This is a genomic window from Asticcacaulis sp. (assembly GCF_020217185.1).
Lineage (GTDB): Bacteria > Pseudomonadota > Alphaproteobacteria > Caulobacterales > Caulobacteraceae > Asticcacaulis.
Genome location: NZ_JAIWNX010000297.1, coordinates 1 through 18,076, shown reverse-complemented (window position 1 = coordinate 18,076; position 18,076 = coordinate 1). Strand labels below are relative to the sequence as shown.

General features: G+C 63.4%; 19 protein-coding genes. 10 read left to right on the top strand and 9 right to left on the bottom strand.

What is annotated here, in order from left to right; translation table 11 throughout:
• Nucleotides 1-546, bottom strand: a 546-nt coding sequence (phaR, locus tag LDL37_RS15270) for a polyhydroxyalkanoate synthesis repressor PhaR (RefSeq protein WP_290799673.1), incomplete at its 3' end; no start/stop codon positions are given.
• A 423-nt stretch (nt 547-969) separates the two neighbouring features.
• Here phaR and LDL37_RS15265 point away from each other — a divergent pair.
• From LDL37_RS15265 to LDL37_RS15255, 3 genes are all read left to right on the top strand, one after another.
• The gene (locus tag LDL37_RS15265) at nt 970-2,163 is read left to right on the top strand and encodes an acetyl-CoA C-acetyltransferase (RefSeq protein ID WP_290799674.1); all 1,194 of its coding nucleotides are present in this window, start codon (nt 970-972) and stop codon (nt 2,161-2,163) included.
• Nucleotides 2,164-2,312: 149 nt separating this feature from the next.
• Nucleotides 2,313-3,038 carry an acetoacetyl-CoA reductase gene (phbB, locus tag LDL37_RS15260; protein WP_290799672.1) on the top strand — a complete coding sequence of 242 codons (726 nt, stop codon included), beginning with the start codon at nt 2,313-2,315 and terminating at the stop codon, nt 3,036-3,038.
• Between the two features lie 233 nt (nt 3,039-3,271).
• On the top strand, nt 3,272-4,081 hold the full coding sequence (locus tag LDL37_RS15255) for a DUF4908 domain-containing protein (protein WP_126421032.1): 810 nt from the start codon (nt 3,272-3,274) through the stop codon (nt 4,079-4,081).
• A gap of 9 nt (nt 4,082-4,090) precedes the next feature.
• On the opposite strand, the gene gloB is transcribed toward LDL37_RS15255, so the two are convergent.
• Nucleotides 4,091-4,837, bottom strand: coding sequence for a hydroxyacylglutathione hydrolase (gene gloB / locus LDL37_RS15250; RefSeq protein ID WP_290799671.1), 747 nt, complete (start codon nt 4,835-4,837; stop codon nt 4,091-4,093).
• A gap of 67 nt (nt 4,838-4,904) precedes the next feature.
• On the opposite strand from gloB, the gene LDL37_RS15245 reads away from it, so the two are divergent.
• The 3 genes from LDL37_RS15245 (at nt 4,905) to LDL37_RS15235 (ending at nt 7,481) form a co-directional block, all read left to right on the top strand.
• Nucleotides 4,905-5,645 (top strand): methyltransferase domain-containing protein, encoded by a 741-nt coding sequence (locus LDL37_RS15245; protein WP_290799670.1) that lies wholly within the window; start codon nt 4,905-4,907, stop codon nt 5,643-5,645.
• 250 nt (nt 5,646-5,895) lie between these two features.
• Entirely contained in the window at nt 5,896-6,405 is a 510-nt protein-coding gene (locus LDL37_RS15240; protein WP_290799669.1) for a histidine phosphatase family protein, read from the top strand.
• Complete coding sequence (locus LDL37_RS15235) at nt 6,405-7,481, top strand: quinone-dependent dihydroorotate dehydrogenase (RefSeq protein WP_290799668.1); 1,077 nt, start codon at nt 6,405-6,407, stop codon at nt 7,479-7,481. Before LDL37_RS15240 ends, LDL37_RS15235 begins: the two co-directional genes overlap by 1 nt.
• Nucleotides 7,482-7,576: 95 nt before the next feature.
• Here LDL37_RS15235 and LDL37_RS15230 read toward each other — a convergent pair whose 3' ends face one another.
• The 5 genes from LDL37_RS15230 to flgF all read right to left on the bottom strand — a co-directional run bounded on the left by LDL37_RS15230 (nt 7,577) and on the right by flgF (nt 12,038).
• A complete protein-coding gene (locus LDL37_RS15230) occupies nt 7,577-8,782 on the bottom strand; it encodes an O-antigen ligase (protein WP_290799667.1) in 1,206 nt (401 codons plus the stop codon).
• A gap of 179 nt (nt 8,783-8,961) precedes the next feature.
• A complete protein-coding gene (gene flgH / locus LDL37_RS15225) occupies nt 8,962-9,690 on the bottom strand; it encodes a flagellar basal body L-ring protein FlgH (RefSeq protein WP_290799666.1) in 729 nt (242 codons plus the stop codon).
• Nucleotides 9,691-9,699: 9 nt separating this feature from the next.
• Nucleotides 9,700-10,476, bottom strand: coding sequence for a flagellar basal body P-ring formation chaperone FlgA (gene flgA / locus LDL37_RS15220; RefSeq protein ID WP_290799665.1), 777 nt, complete (start codon nt 10,474-10,476; stop codon nt 9,700-9,702).
• Nucleotides 10,477-10,487: 11 nt separating this feature from the next.
• Nucleotides 10,488-11,276, bottom strand: coding sequence for a flagellar basal-body rod protein FlgG (flgG, locus tag LDL37_RS15215; RefSeq protein ID WP_290799664.1), 789 nt, complete (start codon nt 11,274-11,276; stop codon nt 10,488-10,490).
• A 12-nt stretch (nt 11,277-11,288) separates the two neighbouring features.
• On the bottom strand, nt 11,289-12,038 hold the full coding sequence (flgF, locus tag LDL37_RS15210; protein WP_290799663.1) for a flagellar basal-body rod protein FlgF: 750 nt from the start codon (nt 12,036-12,038) through the stop codon (nt 11,289-11,291).
• A 363-nt stretch (nt 12,039-12,401) separates the two neighbouring features.
• Between flgF and LDL37_RS15205 the strand changes: the two genes are divergently transcribed.
• The 4 genes from LDL37_RS15205 to LDL37_RS15190 all read left to right on the top strand — a co-directional run bounded on the left by LDL37_RS15205 (nt 12,402) and on the right by LDL37_RS15190 (nt 16,589).
• A complete protein-coding gene (locus tag LDL37_RS15205) occupies nt 12,402-13,532 on the top strand; it encodes an ABC transporter permease (protein ID WP_290799662.1) in 1,131 nt (376 codons plus the stop codon).
• Nucleotides 13,529-14,260, top strand: coding sequence for an ABC transporter ATP-binding protein (locus LDL37_RS15200; RefSeq protein ID WP_290799661.1), 732 nt, complete (start codon nt 13,529-13,531; stop codon nt 14,258-14,260). The genes LDL37_RS15205 and LDL37_RS15200 overlap by 4 nt, the downstream gene beginning before the upstream one ends.
• 17 nt (nt 14,261-14,277) lie before the next feature.
• The gene (locus tag LDL37_RS15195) at nt 14,278-15,297 is read left to right on the top strand and encodes an efflux RND transporter periplasmic adaptor subunit (protein WP_290799660.1); all 1,020 of its coding nucleotides are present in this window, start codon (nt 14,278-14,280) and stop codon (nt 15,295-15,297) included.
• 182 nt (nt 15,298-15,479) lie between these two features.
• A complete protein-coding gene (locus LDL37_RS15190) occupies nt 15,480-16,589 on the top strand; it encodes an acyltransferase (RefSeq protein ID WP_290799659.1) in 1,110 nt (369 codons plus the stop codon).
• A gap of 80 nt (nt 16,590-16,669) precedes the next feature.
• Here the strand turns inward: LDL37_RS15190 and nadC are convergent, their stop codons facing one another.
• Entirely contained in the window at nt 16,670-17,518 is an 849-nt protein-coding gene (gene nadC, locus LDL37_RS15185; RefSeq protein WP_126419570.1) for a carboxylating nicotinate-nucleotide diphosphorylase, read from the bottom strand.
• Between the two features lies 1 nt (nt 17,519).
• The coding region (locus LDL37_RS15180; protein ID WP_290799658.1) for an FAD-binding protein at nt 17,520-18,076 on the bottom strand (557 nt) is incomplete at its 5' end.

Genomic DNA, 18,076 nt, shown 5'->3' with positions numbered 1-18,076 from the left:
AGGGGCGGGAGCCGCAGCCGGGGCCGCCGGTTCGGCTGCGCCCGCGCTGGGGGCCGCGCCGGGGGCGGCAAAGGAGAAGGGCGAGAACATGCGCATGGCCCGGTCAAACATGGCCAGGTTCTGCGCCACCTGCTCATCGAAATAGCCGAGCCCCGGCGCGCCGCCAAAGGCCTGAGAGAATTGCGAGCGGAAGCGCTCCTGCTGCTTGGCAAAACCGTCGAGCGACATTTCCAGATAGGTCGGCAGAAGGTTCTGCATCGAGTCGCCGTAGAAGGAGATGAGCTGACGCAGGAACTGGATCGGCAGCAGGTTCTGACCGCGGCTCTCTTCTTCGAAGATGATCTGGGCCAGCACGCCGCGCGTGATGTCGTCGCCGGTCTTGGCGTCATAGACGATGAAGTCGATATTCTGACGCACCATGTCCGACAGGTTGTCCAGCGTCACATAGGAGCTGGTGGCGGTATTATACAGACGGCGGTTGGCGTATTTCTTGATGACCACGCGTTCCTGATCGCCGCGTTTGGTCTTCGTTTTGGTTTCGGTCATGCCTTGATCCTGACTCCCCCTGTACGGGTCCAGTGTGATGCCATCTTCGCGGTTCATATTGCGCAACATGATCCGTCGCGCAGATGCGAAAAACGAAGAGGTTTTCCGCGGCTTTTTGTGCTTATGCGGAAGAACTGCATCTACTAAATGGCTATTCCCTCAGTTGTTCAAGGGGTGTGCGGCGATAAAGCGCGTGTGCGTGTGCAAAATGCGGTAAATCCGGCGTGATGGTTGTGCACATGCGAAAAATTTGCGCTCAAAATCACGTGTTTGGAGACTTTTACACATATTTTGTGTCGTGACACCGTCACGCCTTTGGGGCAGGGTCCGAACCGTCAACTCGCCGGATACGCGCGCAAATGAGCGGTTGCAAGGGAAACGTCCGGTTATTTTCAAAAGGGAATTTTCATGTCGGTAAGCTCTGTGTCTGACGTGGTGATCGTGGCTGCGGCCCGTACACCGGTCGGTTCGTTTCTGGGTGGTTTGGCCTCTTTGTCGGGGGCGGAGCTGGGCGCCCATGTGATCCGGGCCGTGCTGGAACGCTCCGGCCTCAAGGCAGAAGAGATCGACGAAGTGATTCTGGGTCAGGTGCTGACCGCCGCTCAGGGGCAGGGACCGGCCCGTCAGGCGGCGATCAAGGGCGGCCTGCCCAACACCACCCCGGCCTGGGGCATCAACCAGATCTGCGGCTCGGGCCTGCGCGCGGTGGCGCTCGCCGCGCAGCAGATCGCGCTGGGTGATGCGAAGGTGGTTATTGCCGGCGGTCAGGAAAGCATGTCGCAGGCCAACCACGCGGCCTTCCTGCGCAATGGCCAGAAGTTCGGCGACATCTCGTTTGCCGATACCATGATCAAGGACGGCCTGTGGGACGCCTTCAACAACTATCATATGGGTCAGACGGCTGAAAACATCGCCGCCAAGTGGGAGATCACCCGTCTGGCGCAGGACGAATTCGCCGTCGCCTCGCAGAACAAGGCCGAAGCCGCTCAGAAGGCCGGCAAGTTCGACGCCGAAATCGCCCCGGTGACCATCAAGGGGCGCAAGGGCGATACGGTCGTCGATAAGGACGAATTCATCCGCCACGGCGCAACGCTCGACAGCGTGGCCGGCCTCAAGCCCGCCTTCCTGAAGGACGGCACGGTGACGGCGGCCAATGCGTCGGGCCTCAATGACGGGGCGGCGGCGTTGATCCTGATGTCGGCCGACGAAGCGGCGGCGCGCGGCCTGAAACCGTTGGCGCGCATCAAGTCGTGGGCCACGGCGGGCGTTGATCCGGCCATCATGGGCACGGGCCCGATCCCGGCCTCGAAAAAGGCGCTGGAAAAGGCGGGCTGGAGCGTCGCCGATCTCGACCTCGTCGAATCGAACGAAGCCTTTGCCGCTCAGGCCCTGTGCGTCGTCAAGGAACTGGGCCTCGACACGTCGAAGGTCAATGTCAATGGCGGCGCCATCGCCATCGGCCACCCGATCGGGGCGTCGGGCGCGCGCATCCTGACCACGTTGATCTTTGAACTGAACCGCCGCGCCACCGAGGCAGGCAAGCCGCTGAAGGGCCTCGCCACCCTGTGTATTGGCGGGGGGATGGGTGTTGCCCTGACCGTCGAGACCATCGGGTAAGCCCCCCTGACGGGCTGCAAATAATCATCTTCCTGCGAGCCGGTGCTCACGTACTTCAGTACGCTGCGCGTCGGTTCTCGGAAGCTAATCATTTTCGCCGCGTCATGGCGGCTTACGCGTAAGCGGAACGACTAAAAGGATAAAAAAATATGAGCAGAGTTGCATTGGTTACGGGCGGAACGCGCGGTATCGGCAAGGCGATTGCCAAGCGCCTCAAGGACGCCGGCTTCAAGGTGGCCGCCGGTTACGCCGGCAATGAAGAAAACGCCAACCGCGTCGCCGAAGAGCTGGGCGTCTTCGTCGTCAAGGGCTCGGTGGCCGATTTCGCCGACTGTCAGCGCGCCGTGGCCGAGGTTGAGGCCGCTTTGGGCCCCGTCGAGGTGCTGGTCAACAATGCCGGCATCACCCGCGACGGCTTCTTCCACAAGATGAGCCAGCAGCAGTGGCAGGAAGTCATCCACACCAATCTCGATTCGATGTTCAACATGACCCGCCCGGTCATCGAAGGCATGCGTGAGCGCGGCTATGGCCGCATCATCAACATCTCGTCGATCAATGGTCAGAAGGGTCAGGCCGGTCAGGCCAACTATTCGACGGCCAAGGCGGGTGTGATCGGCTTCACCAAGGCGCTGGCGCTCGAATCGGCGGCCAAGGGCATCACGGTCAACTGCGTCGCCCCCGGCTATACCTCGACCGAAATGGTCTCGGCCATCGCCCCGGCGGTGCTGGAAAAGATCGTCTCCGGCATCCCCGTCGGGCGTCTGGGCACCCCCGAAGAAGTGGCCGAAATCGTCGCCTTCCTGGCGTCGGACATGGGCAGCTTCATCACCGGCGCCACTATAGCCGTCAATGGCGGTCAGCATATGGCCAGCTAGGCCTTATGCAGGCTATGCCGCATATAGGCGGAGAACGTGTCCCTCGCCATCTCGATGGCGGGGGATTTTTCATACCTTATACCGTTGCGGCGCGCCCATTTGAGAGCGGTTATCATTCGCGCGCCGCTTTGTGACAAAAATGCCGCAATCGCTTGTCATTCAACGATTAGCGCCGTCAAGACACCTCCGGCCTGTCCTAATTCCGCCTATTTCCGTGCGTAGTTTACGCCCCGATGACACAGCCTCAGTTCACATTGCGTCCCACCCGGTTTCAGACCCTTTGCCGGGCGCTATGCCTTCTGATCCTCGCCCTTTGCCTGCCGGTTGCCGGCGTGGCGCAGGCGCAGGCCGAACGCACCTTGCGCGACTCGCTGATTGGCCGGGCGACGCCCAATGACGGGCGTACCAATGCGCCGCCGACCGTGGCGCGTTTTACCACCGACCGCGGGGCCAGCTTTGTGCTGGACCGCAGCCGCCGCAACCCGCTGATCCAGTTCGATGGCGACAGCGAGGTGTGGGCGCTTACCCCGACGCCCGGTCCGATGGGCGATATCATCTTCAAGAACGATCTGGGCGAACCGGTGCTGAAGGCGACGCGCTGGGGCGGTATGATCCTGTTTTCAAAGGACCGCCCAACGGGTGATCCGGTGGCCGTGGCCGGCCGCGCCGAAGCCTTTGAGCCGGGCCATATGTCACCGTCGCAACTGTTCCAGCATCTGGTGCGCACCTCCAAAAAGGCCTCGGCGGCCCTCAGCCGTCTGGTGCGCTTTGAAGCCGATGTGCAGACGCCGGGCGCCGACTATCTGTTCGCTGACGCGGCGACCGTGACCGCCGATGCCATTGTCGAAATGTCAGCGACCACAAAGGGGCGCAAACTTCTGGCCCCCGTGCAGGAGGTCAAGCTGATCGAAGGCCGTCCGCCCAGCGCCTGGGTCGAAGGCGATACGCTGATGCTCAAGCTGGACCTCAGCAAGGGTTGGGGCGGCCGACCGTCGTCCAAACGTGTGATGAAGGTGCTGGCCAGCGGCGGCAACGCGCCGTAAGGGTGCCGATCAAAACCGGTCCTTGGCCGCTCTGATTTCGCCGAACTTTGCGGCCTGAGCGGCAAAGCCGCTTTTTCTCAGCGGATAGACCACAAACGGATTGGTGGCGATTTCGTCGGCCAGACGCATGGGCACGGTCGGCTCGCCGCGCGCCCGGCGGGCGCGAATGTCCGCCGCGCGCGCTTCCAGTTCCGGGAACTGACCCAAACTCTCGGCAAATTTCAGGTTCGACAGCGTATATTCATGCGCGCAGTAGAGGGTGGTCTGCGGATCGAGCGCCAGCAGCCGTTGCAGACTGCTCCACATGTCTTCGGCGCTGCCCTCGAACAACCGCCCGCAGCCCAGCGCAAATAGGGTATCCCCGACAAAGGCCGCGTTTTGCGAGGGTGCCGAATAGCCGATATGGCCCAGCGTATGCCCCTTGAGGTCGAGCACGTCGAAGACGGTCTGCCCCAGCGCGAACCGGTCACCGCCGCTTAAAACCTGATCGAGCGGCGCGGCTTTACGCACCTCTTCGGGGCCGTAGATCAGGCAGCCATAGCGGTCTTTCAGCGCCGCATTGCCACCCGTATGGTCCGGGTGCCAGTGGGTATTGAGGATGTAGTCGAGCCCCCAGCCCTGCGACGTCAGCGCCGCCGTCACGGCCTCGGCATCGGGGGTGTCGATGCAGGCGACCTGACCCGAGGCCTGATCGCGGACCACAAAGCCGTAATTGTCGTTGAGCGCCGGAAACTGATGAATTTGCAGGGCCGACATGGCAAAATCCTCCCCTAAAGCGCACAAAGCATCCTATATAGGAGGTCTGATCCCCTGAGGACCCGCCTTGCGTCGTATCGTATCCGAACTGAGCCGTTTCTATGCCACGCCCGAAGGCGCGGTGACAAGGCGCATGGTCGCGCAGAAGCTGGCCGAAGCCTGGCCCGATGTGACGGGCTCGGACGTGCTGGGGTTGGGTTACACCACACCCTATCTTGATACGTTCAATGGCACAGCGCGGCGCGTGATCGCCGCCATGCCGTCGGCGCAGGGGGCGGAAATCTGGCCCGAAGGGCTGAAAAGCCGCTCAACCCTGGTCGATGAGCAGCACATGCCGTTTCCCTCGGCCCTGTTCGACCGGATTTTCCTGATGCACGCGCTGGAGGAATCGCCCAACCCGGAAGCGCTGCTGGTCGAAGCTTCGCGCTGTCTGACTACTAACGGACGGCTGATTCTGGCCGTGGTGGCGCGCGGCGGCCTATGGACCCACGCCGAAAAGACGCCGTTCGGGCATGGCCAGCCCTTTTCGCGCACGCAGTTGGAAACCCTGTTGCGGGCGGCAGAGCTGGAACCGATCGCCTGGTCCTATGCGCTCTATGTGCCGCCCCTGCGTTCGCTGCTGCGCTGGGCGCAGACCTTTGAAGAGTGGGCCCCGCGCGTGTGGCCCTATCGCGGCGGGCTGATCCTGATGGAGGCGGGCAAGCGGGTGATCCGCGCGCCGGTGCGCGGCACGGCGGTGTCGGTGATCGACGATATCCGCGACAAGCTGGGCGTACCGCTGCCGCAACCCACGCCGCAGGGGCATTGATGATACCCTCCTCCCTGTCGCGTAGCAATGGGGAGGTGGATGCGAACGTAGTGAGCAGACGGAGGGGGCGAAGCTAACCAAGGCTTCAGCGTGCACGGTCGTCCGAGGTGTCCCCCTCCGTCAGTTCGCTGCGCTCACGGCCATCCGCACCGGCGGCCCGGTCCCCACGGCAAGCCGTAGGGAGGAGATTAGTTCTTGAACCGTGACGGCTTTCGCGTCCATAAGCGGGCTAGAAAAAGGAACACGACTCATGATGAAACACCTCATCGTCATGCGCCACGGCAAGGCCGAAAAGGACAGCGCTTCGGGCGAGGATTTCGAACGCAACCTGATGCAGCGCGGCGTGCGCGAAGCCGCTGCCGTCGCCGAGGCGCTGAAAGCGCGCGGCCTCAAACCCGACTACGCGCTGGTCTCCGCTGCGCACCGCACGCACCAGACCTTTGAGGCCGTTAAGGGCGTGCTGGGCGACATAGCCGGTGAGGTGCGCGACGATATGTTCAATATGGGCGCGTCCGACCTGCGCCGTCTGGTCGAAGCGCACGAAGAGGCGGGCGATTGCCTGCTGATCATCGGGCACAATCCGGGTATCCAGTATTTAGTGCTCGACTATATGACCAAAGGGGCGGCGTCCCAGGTCGATATCGACCGGGCGCGCGGCTCGTATCCGACGGCAGCGGCAACCGTGTTTACGGTCGATGTGGCCGGTCGCCCGATGTTCGACGACCTGCTGAAGCCCAAAGACCTGATCGGGGGCGAGTGATGGACCTCTACCGGCTGGCGCTGAAACCGCTGCATCTTCTGGAGGCCGAAGACGCCCACGCGGCGACGATTCTGGCGCTCAAATCAGGTTTAGGGCCGCGTTCCAGCTATGATCCGCCGGAACTGCGCACGGAAATCGCCTTCACTGGCGGGGCGCTCAGCGTGCGCAACTGCGTCGGTTTGGCCGCCGGGTTTGACAAGAATGCCGATGTGCCGCTGGCCATGAGCCGCGCCGGCTTTGGCTTTGTCGAATGTGGTACGGTGACCCCCCTGCCGCAGGCCGGTAATCCGCGCCCGCGCCTGTTCCGTTTGAGCGAGGACGAGGCGGTGATCAACCGCATGGGCTTCAACAACAAGGGGCTTGAGGTCTTCGCCAGCCATCTGGAGCGCTATCAGGGCCGCGCCTCGGCGCCGGTACTGGGGGCCAATATCGGGGCCAATAAGGATGCCACGGATCGCATGGCCGATTACGTCACAGGCCTGAAACGCCTGTGGGGCCTGTCGTCCTATTTTACCGCCAACATCTCCTCGCCCAACACGCCGGGCCTGCGCGCCTTGCAGGGGCGGGCGCACCTTGATGAACTGCTGGGGCAGATTGCGGCGACGCGCGCCGATCTGGTGCGGGTGACGGGCAACAACTATCCGATCTTCCTCAAGATCGCGCCGGACCTCAGCGAGGAAGAAATCGCCGACGCGGTGGAGGCGACCATCGCGCACGGGCTCGATGCGCTGATCGTCTCCAACACCACGATCGAGCGGCCGGAGTCGCTGCGCTCAGCTCTGGCGACGGAAACGGGCGGCCTGTCGGGCGCGCCGCTGTTCGGGCTTTCGACCTCGGCGCTGCGCAGTGCCTATAAGGTGGCGGCGGGGCGGCTGACCCTGATCGGGGCGGGTGGCATTGCCTCGGGGGCCGACGCCTATGCCAAGATCCGCGCCGGGGCGTCGCTGGTGCAACTCTATTCGGCGCTGGTCTATAAGGGGCCAGGGCTGATTGATGAGATCAAGCGCGATCTGGTGCAGCGCCTGCACGCCGATGGCCTGACGCATGTGTCGCAGGCGGTGGGTTCGGGGGCTTAAAGAGACCTCTGCCTTCTTATACCTCCCCAACTTGTTGGGGAGGGGGACCACACGAACCGCCAGCGGCGGTGAGATGTGGTGGTGAGGGTTCTTTCTTAAACCGGCTCCATCCGGTTGGCCGTCAGCCGCGCCATGGCGCAGATAAACAGCACAAAGATCAGGTTATTCTGCCCCAGAATGAAGCTTTCCGACAGGATGAGGAAGCTGAAGATACACAGGGCCAGAACCGAAAAATAGCCGTCCCGCACGCGCGCAAAGCGGAACAGGGCGCAGAAGAAGGTGATGGCCAGACAGCTCCCGAACAGGATCACGCCCACCCAGCCCAGTTGCACCAGCAGGTCCAGCCAGCCATTGTGCGCCGACGGCACGTCCCAGTTGGTCTCCTTCTTGACGATCTGGTTGGGGATGGAGTCCGGTCCCCAGAAGGCCTTGTAACCATAGCCCAGCCACGGGCGCTGATCCGACAGCCTCAGCAGCGACTCCCATATCTGAGTGCGGCCGGTCAGGGTCGGGTCCTTGCCCAGCGCCTTGAACACGGCTTCGGGCATCAGGAAGAAGACCGCGCCGCCGATCAGCGATGCGGTGGCGCCGCCCCAGACGAACAGCACGCTTTTCACGCCGCCGCTGCGCAGCGCCGACAGGACCGGCATGGCCCCCAGCGCCAGCAGGCAGGCCAGAAGCGACGTTTTTGACCGCGACATGATAATCAGGAAGAAGATCAGGGCGGCGGACCCGATCCACAGGGCGCGCCGTTCGGGCAGCAGGAAGGCGCTGGCGCAACAGGCGACAAAACCAAAGGTCATCAGAGACGCCATCTGGTTCTTTTCGTGCCACAGGCCGCGCCAGGCCCCGGCATTGATGTCGTGATGCACGCCCATGGTGGGGTAGAGGAGGGCGGCCAGAATGCTGCCGACCGCCATGACGGCGAAGGTGCCGCCGACGATCTGCGTCAGGTCTGAGCCTTTGAAACGCGCTCCCAGATAGAGGCCAAACAACAGGGTAAAGCCCAGCGCCAGTGAGCGGCGGCTGGTGACGGAGGGATCAATCGACCACCAGCCGGAGGCGTAGCACAGGGCCAGCAGGGCGGCGGCCATGACCAGCGCCGGCAGGACGCGCAGGAAACGGTCGGCCCGCACCACGCTGAGCAACAGGGTCAGGCCATAGACGGGCAGCCACAACAGGCGCATCCACGACACTTCGCCGCCATTTTCCTGATTGGGGGCAAACAGCGGGGCCCACAGGGCTTCGGAAAACATGAAGACGCAGAAGGCCGCCAGCAGGGCCTCGATGCGAAACAGCATGAGGGCTGCCCCGTTCAGAGGGAGCTCTGCGGCGTCACGGCGGTCGCTCGCGCGGACCGGTCGCGGATAGTCGTCACGTTCGTAGGCGGGCGTCGCAGGCATGGGAGTCCGAAGGCGGGGGACTCTAAACCTATCATTGAAATGTCAAGATGCGCTTAAATTTGCGCATTGCGGCGCACTCAAAACGGCGAGAACTTTTCCATCAGGTTCTGGCTGACCGGGGCGGCCTGCATACGGCTGACGTCGCCGCGACCGCCATAGGAGATGCGCGCTTCGGCCAGTTGCGTATGCTTGATGATATTGGCCGAGGAGATGTCCTGCGGATTGACGATGCCGGAGACGATCAGTTCGCGCACCTCGCGGTTGGTCCGCACCTCCTGCGAGCCCTGAATGATCAGATTGCCATTGGGCAGGACGCCGGTGACGATGGCGGCGACGGTGAGCGAAATCTTTTCCGAGCGATTGACGCTGCCGCTGCCCGAAAATTCGGCGGCGGTGTTGTTCGACAGGCCGGCAGCGGCGTTGTACTCACTGGGCAAAATCTTCCCCAGCGACGATTCCAGCCCGAACACCTTGGGGATCGAGCCCGTATAGCTGCCGTCGCGCTTGCGCGAGGTGGTGTTCTGCGTCTGCGCCTTGTCGTCGATGTCGATGGTGACGGTCAGGATGTCGCCGACGTGGCGGGCGCGCTGGTCCTTGAAGAAGGCCTTGGCCCCCGTGCGCCACAGCGAATTGGCCGAGGCCGAGGTCGAGGCGGGGGCCGCATAGACCTGCTGCTGCGGCACCAGTTGCGCCGGATAGCCCATCGGTTGCAGGGACGGGCCGTTGACGGCTTCGTTGACGCTGGCGCAACCCGACAGGGCGGCGGCGGTCAGGGCGGCAACGGTGACAAGAACGGGGAAACGCATGGGTTTGCCTTAACGGGAGGAATAGAGGGCGCGGTTGCGCAGGCTTTGGGCGGCCTCACCGACGGCGGCGCTGCCGGGGCCGGTGACAACGGCTTCGATCAGTTTTTTGGACGCGGGGTTCTGCACCATGATCAGGTCGCCGACCGCACCGTCCTTCTGGGCCGGGCCGGTCATGGACAGGCTGACGCCGTTCATTTCAAACGTCACCTTGACCATTTCGGCGCGCCTGATGACCAGGGGCGCGGTCAGGTCGCCGGGGCGGACCACGCCGCCTTCGCGCACGGGCACGCGCACCGTCTTGCCGATGGCGGTTTCAGGGTCGCTGATCAGGCTGCCGCCCGCCAGATGCGCCTGCACCGGTTGCCAGGCGATGTCGGCGGCGGCGACCACTTCACCGGCGCTGAGGGTACGGGTGAAGACCAGCACGTCCTTGGTGCGCCCGGCTTCGGCGCGGGCTTGCGTGGACGTTGTGCCATCGGCGCCTGCGCTGACGATGATGCGGCGCAGGCCCTGCGGATTGGGCCACGACTGCCCGGCCTGACGCGCCCTGGCCTGAACCTGACCGGCATCGAGGACGGCGCTTTGCCCGACGCGCGTGCCGACGACCACGTCCGAAGCGGCCCCCGCATTGTCGAACAGATCGCCCAGCGTGATGCGCCCGTCGCCGTCGGTGACCTGCGCCTTCAGCACCAGCGTCGCCTGCGCCTGCACAGGCGCGGCGGTCATCCCGATCAGGCTGAGGGCCACGGCCCCGGTCAGCATCAGCATATAGACCGAACGGTGCATCAGCTATATCCTTAGTTGCGCAGGCTGCTGGTCACCGACAACATTTCGTCGGCGGTTTTGATGATTTTCGAATTCATTTCATAGGCGCGCTGGGCGACGATCAGCGAGGTGATTTCCGACACGGCATCGACGTTCGAGGCTTCGGTATAGCCCTGCATCAGGGTGCCGTAGCCGACATCGCCCGGCGTGCCGATATTGGGCGCACCCGAAGCCCCCGATTGCAGATACAGGTTGTCGCCAATGGCTTCGAGGCCGGCTTCGTTGAAGAAGCTGGCGACCTGAAGCTGACCGATGACGGTCGGCGCAGTCACGCCATCCTGCGTGACCGACACCTGACCGGTCTTGGAGATGGTGACTTCCTTGGTGTCCTGCGGAAAGGTGATCTGCGGCTGCACCAGATAGCCATCGTCGGTGACCAGTTGCCCCTGATCGTTGACGGCAAAATTGCCGGCGCGCGTATAGGCGGTTTCCCCCGACGGCATCAGCACCTGAAAATAGCCGCGCCCATCGACCATGATGTCGTAAGGGTTGTCGGTGCGGGTGGGGGAGCCCTGCGTCAGGATGCGATAGACGCTGCCCGTCTTGACGCCGCCGCCGACCTGAATACCGGTGGGGACGACCGTGCCGGATTCCGAAGACTGCGCGCCCATCCGCTCGACATTCTGATACAGAAGGTCCTGAAACTCGGCGCGCTGCTTCTTGAAGCCGACCGTGTTCATGTTGGCGATGTTGTGCGAGATGGTATCGACATTGAGCTGCTGAGCCGACATGCCGGTGGTGGCGGTTCTCAAAGCACGCATGGGTTATACTCCTTACGCTGCGCGGCCAAGGCGCTCGACGGCGCTGCGGTTCAGTTCGGCCTGTTGTTCGATAATCTTGGTCACCGAGGCGTAGGCGCGGTTGATTTCGACCAGTCGCGTCACCTCGCTCAGGGCGTTGACGTTCGAGGTTTCAATCATGCCCTGCCGCAGGCGCACATCGGTGGCCGGGTCTGGCGCGACATTGGTGGTGGCACGGAAGCGGTTGTCGCCCTGCTTTTCAAGGTCCGACAGGCTGGCGAAGCGCACCACGCTGATGCGGCCCACGCGCACGATACCGTCGGTGCTGCGTTGCGAGACCACGCCGTCCGCCGAGATCGACGGCGCGCCAAATTCGGGATTGAGGCGGATTTCGCCGCCATCGCCTTGCACCGGCAGGCCATCGCCGGTGACCAGCACGCCCTGCGGGGAGACGGTAAAGGCGCCGTCGCGCGTATAGAGCGGGCCGTTGGCGCCGTTGATGACGAAAAACGCGCCTTCGCCTTCGATGCCGACGTCGTAATCGCCGCCCGTCGGGGTCAGGGCCCCTTGCGAAAAGTCGCGGCCGACGCCCTTGTCATAGGCAAAATTGGCCGGGGCGCGGATCGGCAGGTTATAGGCGGGGCGGCCCTCTTCGGGTTCGACCAGCAACTGCTCGAACTTGTAGCCATTGGTGTTCATATTGGCCAGATTGTTGGCCGTGACGTCCAGTTCGCGGCGCAAAACCAGCTGACGCGACAGGGCGACATAGCTCGCATTATCCATTGTCGGCCTCCTTCTGCGACGACGCGTTAACCATGTTTCACAAGAAGCAAGAGCCGTGCCAGCCGGGCGGAAAATTCAACGCGCTGAATCTGTTGGGAAAAATCCGGAGGCGGCCGAGCGCCTAAGTCTGAGGCGGCAAAAACTGCCTCAAGGAGGCGTGGATTGCGGGCGTCCTCAGGCGGCTTTCGCTTTCGTTACGCGGAATTAATTGGACGTCTGAGATGAAACTAACGATGCTAGGGCCAAGAGGGCGGGGCGCGTCCGGCACGGGTGTCGGAAAGGGCGGTCGTTTCTCATCTGTTTTTAGGGGCGTCAGGGGCGGAAACCATCCGTTCGCCTTCGCGCAGCCTGGGGAACCTGTTTATGTCTTTGGCTCTATCTACGCTTATCTATGAATGGCGGCGCTATATGGCCGCGGTCATAGCGCTGGCTGTGGCGGGTCTGCTGGTGTTGTCGCTGGTCGGCATGTTCATGGGGATCGGTAAGAACTTTACCGCCACCATCGACCGCTCACCGGCCGATCTCATGGTGCTGCCGCCCGATTCGCAAGGCTTTGGCTCAAGCCAGCCGCGCCGCAATATCCCGACCCTTTATCAGCACCCCGAAGTGGTGGAGGTCATGCCCTATACCCAGCGCTGGGCCATGTGGGCGAACTTCCCGTCGCCGGGGCAATCGGCAAAGCGCGACGGCGTGCAGGTGATCATCGTCGATCCGATCGAAGGGGCGGTGACCCTGCCAACCGACTTCCCCGAAGACGTCATTCTGGCGCTTCAGGAGCCCTATTCGGTGGTGGTTGATGCCACCTCTCTGGCCAAGCTGGGCGTTAAGGTCGGCGACAAGGCGCAGATGAACGGGCGTACCGTCAATGTGCGCGCCACCATCACCAACTACCCCAGCCTGTTCAACTCGATGGTCTTTATGTCGCGTCAGACGGCCAAGCTGCTGAGGCTTTATGACGAAGGGCCGCGTGTCGGTTCGCTTCTGGTCAAGCTGCGTGACCCGTCGCGCGCCGCCATTGTCGCTCAGGACCTCAATAACATGAGCAACAAGCAGTTCCGCGCCTGGACCCGTGAGGACCTCGCCCGTGAAAATCAGGCGGAAATGTTCAAGGAATCCTTCATCGTCATCATGCTGGGCTTCATGCTGATCGTCGGTGTCTTCATCGGGGTGGTCATCACCTGGCAGACGCTTCAGGGGGCCATTCTGGCCAATATCAAGGAGTTTGCGTCGTTGCGTGCGCTGGGCGTCTCGATGGGCAATCTCAACCTGATTATTATGGAGCTGAGCTTCTGGGTCGGGGTGGCCGGCCTGATGATGACGGGCATCCTGCTGGTGGGCGTGACCGCGCTGGCCAATGCCGTCGGCCTGACCATGTTCTATCCCCTGTGGTCGATTATCACTATCGCCATCATGTTGCTGACGATCGCCGTCATTTCCGGCCTTCTGTCGCTTGGCGTGCTCAAAAAGAGCCAACCTGCGGATCTGCTGCGATGACCGGAAAACTTGCTATCGAAGCCAAGGGGCTGACCAAGAGCTACAAGATCGGCAAGATCAAGCAGCCGGTGCTCAAGGGCGTCAATTTCACCGCCTATCATGGTCAGGTGACCATGGTCATGGGGCCTTCGGGTTCGGGTAAATCGACCCTGATCGCCGCCTTGTCCGGCCTGATGAAGCCCGATGAGGGCGAGGTGGTCGCGCTGGGCGAAAGCCTGTGGAAAAAGAAAAAGGCCAAGATCGACAAGTTCCGTCTCGATCACTGCGGCTTCATCTTTCAGGGCTTCAACCTCTTCCCGGCGCTCAATGCCACCCAGCAGGTCGAGCAGGTGCTCAAATACTGCAAGGTCAAGAAGTCCGAAGCGCGCAGCCGTGCCATTCAGGCCCTGACCGAGGTGGGGCTGGACAAGCGTCTGAGGCAGACGCCGTCGGCCCTGTCGGGTGGGGAAAAGCAGCGCGTAGCCATCGCGCGGGCCCTGTCCAAGAACCCGCAGCTTTTGTTTGCCGACGAACCGACCTCGGCGCTGGACTCCGTGTCCGGGCAGGTGGTCATCAAGCTCCTCCACCGCGCGGCCAAGGAGCACGGAGCGGCGGTGATCGTGGTGACCCACGACCCGCGCCTCGAAGCCTATGCCGACCGCGTCATCCATATGGAAGACGGCGAAATCCTCAGCGACACCTTCGTCAACAGGCCTGAAGACCTCCCGCCTTCCGCCCCCCACGCCTGATCAGAGAACGACACACCATGCGCACCTCTCACACTCCTAACCCCGCCCGTAAACGCCCGTCAAAGGCGCTCCTGCTCCTCTTGGCCGCGCCGCTGGTCCTCAGCCTGACCGCCTGTAACCCCCCGGCACCGGGCGGCAAGGACGCCAAGAAGGGCGAAGCCGCTGCGGCCAAGCCCATCGTTTCGCCCTATGCGGCCATCGCCAATGGCAAGGCCGACGTCGAAGGCGGCGTCATCGAAGTCGCCGCCCGCCGCGCCGGCGTCGTGCACGAAGTGCTGGTGCAGGAAGGCGACGATGTGAAGAAGGGGCAGGTGCTGGCCCGTCAGGAAGCCGATACGGCGCAACTGGCCGTGCAGCGCGCCCGCGCCAATGTGGTTGAGGCTCAGGCCTCCATGCGCCTGACCGAGGTCAATCTCGACACGGCCAAGCGCGAATACGCCCGCTATCAGAAGCTGGCGGCGACCAATTTCGTCGCGGGTCAGAAGCTGGACGCGCAGGCGGACCTGATCCGTGAGGCCGAGGCGCGTCTGGCGGCGCAGCAGGCGTCGGTGCAGACGGCGCAGGCCGCGCTGGCGCAGGCCAATTTCGATCTGGAGCAGACCTATGTGCGCGCTCCGATGGATGGCCGCATCATCCGTCGCTTTGCCAACCCCGGTTCGGGCACCTCGACCCTGAACGTTTCGACCATGTTCCAACTGGTCCCGGCGGCGGCCGAACGTATCGTGCGCTCGGAAATCGTCGAAAGCTCCATCCCGGACGTCAAGCCGGGGCAGGAGGTGGAAATCATTCCCGAAACCGATCAGACCAAGGTCTATGTCGGTACGGTGAAGCGCATGGCCGCCACCTTCGGTTCGCGCAAGCTCCTGTCCGACAGCGGCAACGAAGCTTCCGATGAGCGCGTCGTCGAAGTGGTCGTCACGGCGGACAATGCGCCGCTGCTGATCGGTCAGCGCGTGCTGGTCAAGTTCATGAAGCCCGGCGAAAAGGCGGGCATCAAGCGCACGCCGCCCGCACCGGCGACGCCTGAGAAGAAGTAAGGCCTGAAAATAAGCGCAGGGTTTTAAACCTGAAGAAGACAGCAACCCCGGTACATACGTGCCGGGGTTGTGCTTTGTAACGCGGCTGACATTGGTTTGCGCACTCATTTGGCTAAGGCTGTCTTTACCCAATATATTAACCTGCCGGCGTTATCTGGTGGGAAAAGAACGAGCCTCGCCGTATGAGCGTAAGCGTTAGCCCCCTTGCCCCCCAACCCAGAGCCGGGGGCGCCAGTCTCGATGTCCTGCGCTTTCTGGCGGCGGGGTTCATCCTGCTGTTCCATTTCGGTGAGTCGGCCCCGCGTCCGCTGGGCGATCTGATCCCCGTCCTGTGGCAGGGCTGGCTGGCCACCGATTTCTTCCTGATGCTGTCCGGCTTTATCCTGATGCGCGCCTATGGCCCGCGTTTGGCCGAACACCGGGTTGGCCCGGTCAGCTTCGTCAGCCGCCGCCTCCTGCGCCTGTGGCCCTCGCACATCGTGGCGCTGCTGCTGCTGCTGGCGGTGGTGACTCTGGCGACTCTGCAAGGTCATCCCCCCGGCCACGCCGAAAAATACACCCTGTCCGGCTTTGTCGCGCAACTGATGCTGGTGCACGGGCTGGGGGTCAGTCAGATACCGGGTTGGAATGTACCGACCTGGACCCTGTCGGCGCTGGTCGTGTGCTACAGCCTGTTCAGCCTGAGCGCCGGTCCTCTCTACCGCCTGAACCGCCCGGCATTGGCGGCGGCTGTGGTCGGCGTGCTGGGGTTGGGGCTGGGGCTGGCCGCCCTGATTGGCCATGCCTTCGTCGATCTACCCTTCCACTATGGCGTGATCCGGGCTCTGCCGCTGTTCTTTATCGGGGCGCTGCTGGAGCGCCTGACCGCCGGGGTAACGGTGTCGCAGCGGGCCTACGTCATCGGCATGGCGATCAGCTTGTGTACGGTTATGGTTCTGGGCAGCCTGTTGCGCCACACCCTGTCGGATGTGGTCATACTCGCTGCGCTGGCCACCGTTCTGGTCCTGTCGGCGGGGGTGCGCTTCCACGAAAGCCATCTGACCAGGCGGCTGGGCCGGGCCTCTTACGCCCTGTTTCTGATCCACACGGTCGTGGGGGCGGTCGCCCTCGGCATAGACGGAATGCTGATGCACCGCTTCGCCCTGTCCGAGCCGGTGCACTGGATCGTCTGGGGCCTGTGCGTGGCCGCCGCGATCGCCGCGGCCTTCGTGTTCGAGGCTGTCGTCGATCGCCCGCTGAGCCAGTGGGTCACCGCGCGCCTGAATGTCTCAGGAAAAATTAGAGCGGAATGAATCATTCCGCTCAAGCCGCCATTGAGGCGGCGGCCAAGGTGGCGGAGCCCGCACCCGGCGAGGGACCCAAAAATTCCGGATTAAACCGCATCTAACCCGATATCGAACACCGGAGCCGAGTGGGTGAGGGCGCCCACGCTGATCACGTCCACGCCGGTTTCGGCAATGGCGCGTACCGTGTCGAGATTGACGCCGCCGGAGGCTTCGAGAAGGGTCGCACCCTTGACCAGCGCCACGGCCTCCCGCAGTTCCTCCAGATTGAAGTTGTCGAGCATCACCACGTCCGGCCGGAACGGCAGGGCCTGTTTGAGCTGGGCCAGCGAATCGACCTCGACCTCGATCTTCATGGTGTGACCGGCCGAGGCCTTGGCCAGCTCCAGCGCCTTTTCGACGCCGCCGCAGATGGCGATATGGTTGTCCTTGATCAGGATGGCGTCGTCGAGGCCATAGCGGTGGTTATGCCCGCCGCCGCACTTGACGGCGTGCTTCTGGAGGCCGCGCAGCAGCGGCAGGGTCTTGCGCGTGCAGGCGATGCGCGTCGGCAGGTCTTCGACCAGCCGCACATAGGTGTGCGTCAGCGTCGCCACACCCGACAGGTGCGATAACAGGTTCAGCGCCACGCGCTCGGCCGCCAGAATGGCGCGCGCATTGCCTTCGACGCGCGCAATCACATCGCCGGCCACCACCTCGGCGGCATCGGGCTTGACGACCTCAAAGCGGATATGCGGGTCCATCAGGCTCATGGCCAGCCGCGCGCAGTCGATGCCGGACAGGATACCGGCTTCGCGGGCCTTGAACTCCGCCTTGAAGCGGGCGCGCGGCAGGATGACGGCGTCGGCGGTGACGTCACCGGCCAGCCCCAGATCCTCGCGCAGGGCGTCGCGGACCACGGGTTCGATAAGCAGGTCAGGCAGTCCGGTGATATACATCTTAAGCCACTTCCTTTTGCGTTTGCCTCTGTATCAGGCCACCCTCTGTCAAGCGGACGAAGGTGCGTTGACCCTCAGTCGCCGTTGCGGGGTAGTCCTGACGGTAATGAGAACCGCGACTCTCCCGCCTTTGCAAGGCGCATTGCGCGATCAGGCGCGCTGCGACCAGAGGTAACGCACCTTTGAACGCGGCCTCCAGCCCCGTGATCGTTTCCAGCAGGGTTGTGAGGCCTGTTTCATCGCGGATGACGGCGGCGTGCGCCTGCATGGCGGTGCGCAGGGTCTTCAGTGCCTCAGGTGTCAGGCGCGGCGCGGGCAGGGGGCGCAGCGCTCGCTCTGTGTCCGGCGCAAACCCGCCGCGCGCCGCGACCTCAGCGGCCTTACGACCGACGCGCTCCCCGAAGGCCGCGGCCTCCAGCAGGCTGTTGGACGCCAGACGGTTGGCCCCGTGCACGCCGGTCGAAGCGCATTCACCGACGGCAAACAGGTTCGTCAGGCTGGTCTGGCCGTCGATATCGGTACGGATGCCGCCCATATGATAGTGCGCCGCCGGGGCGA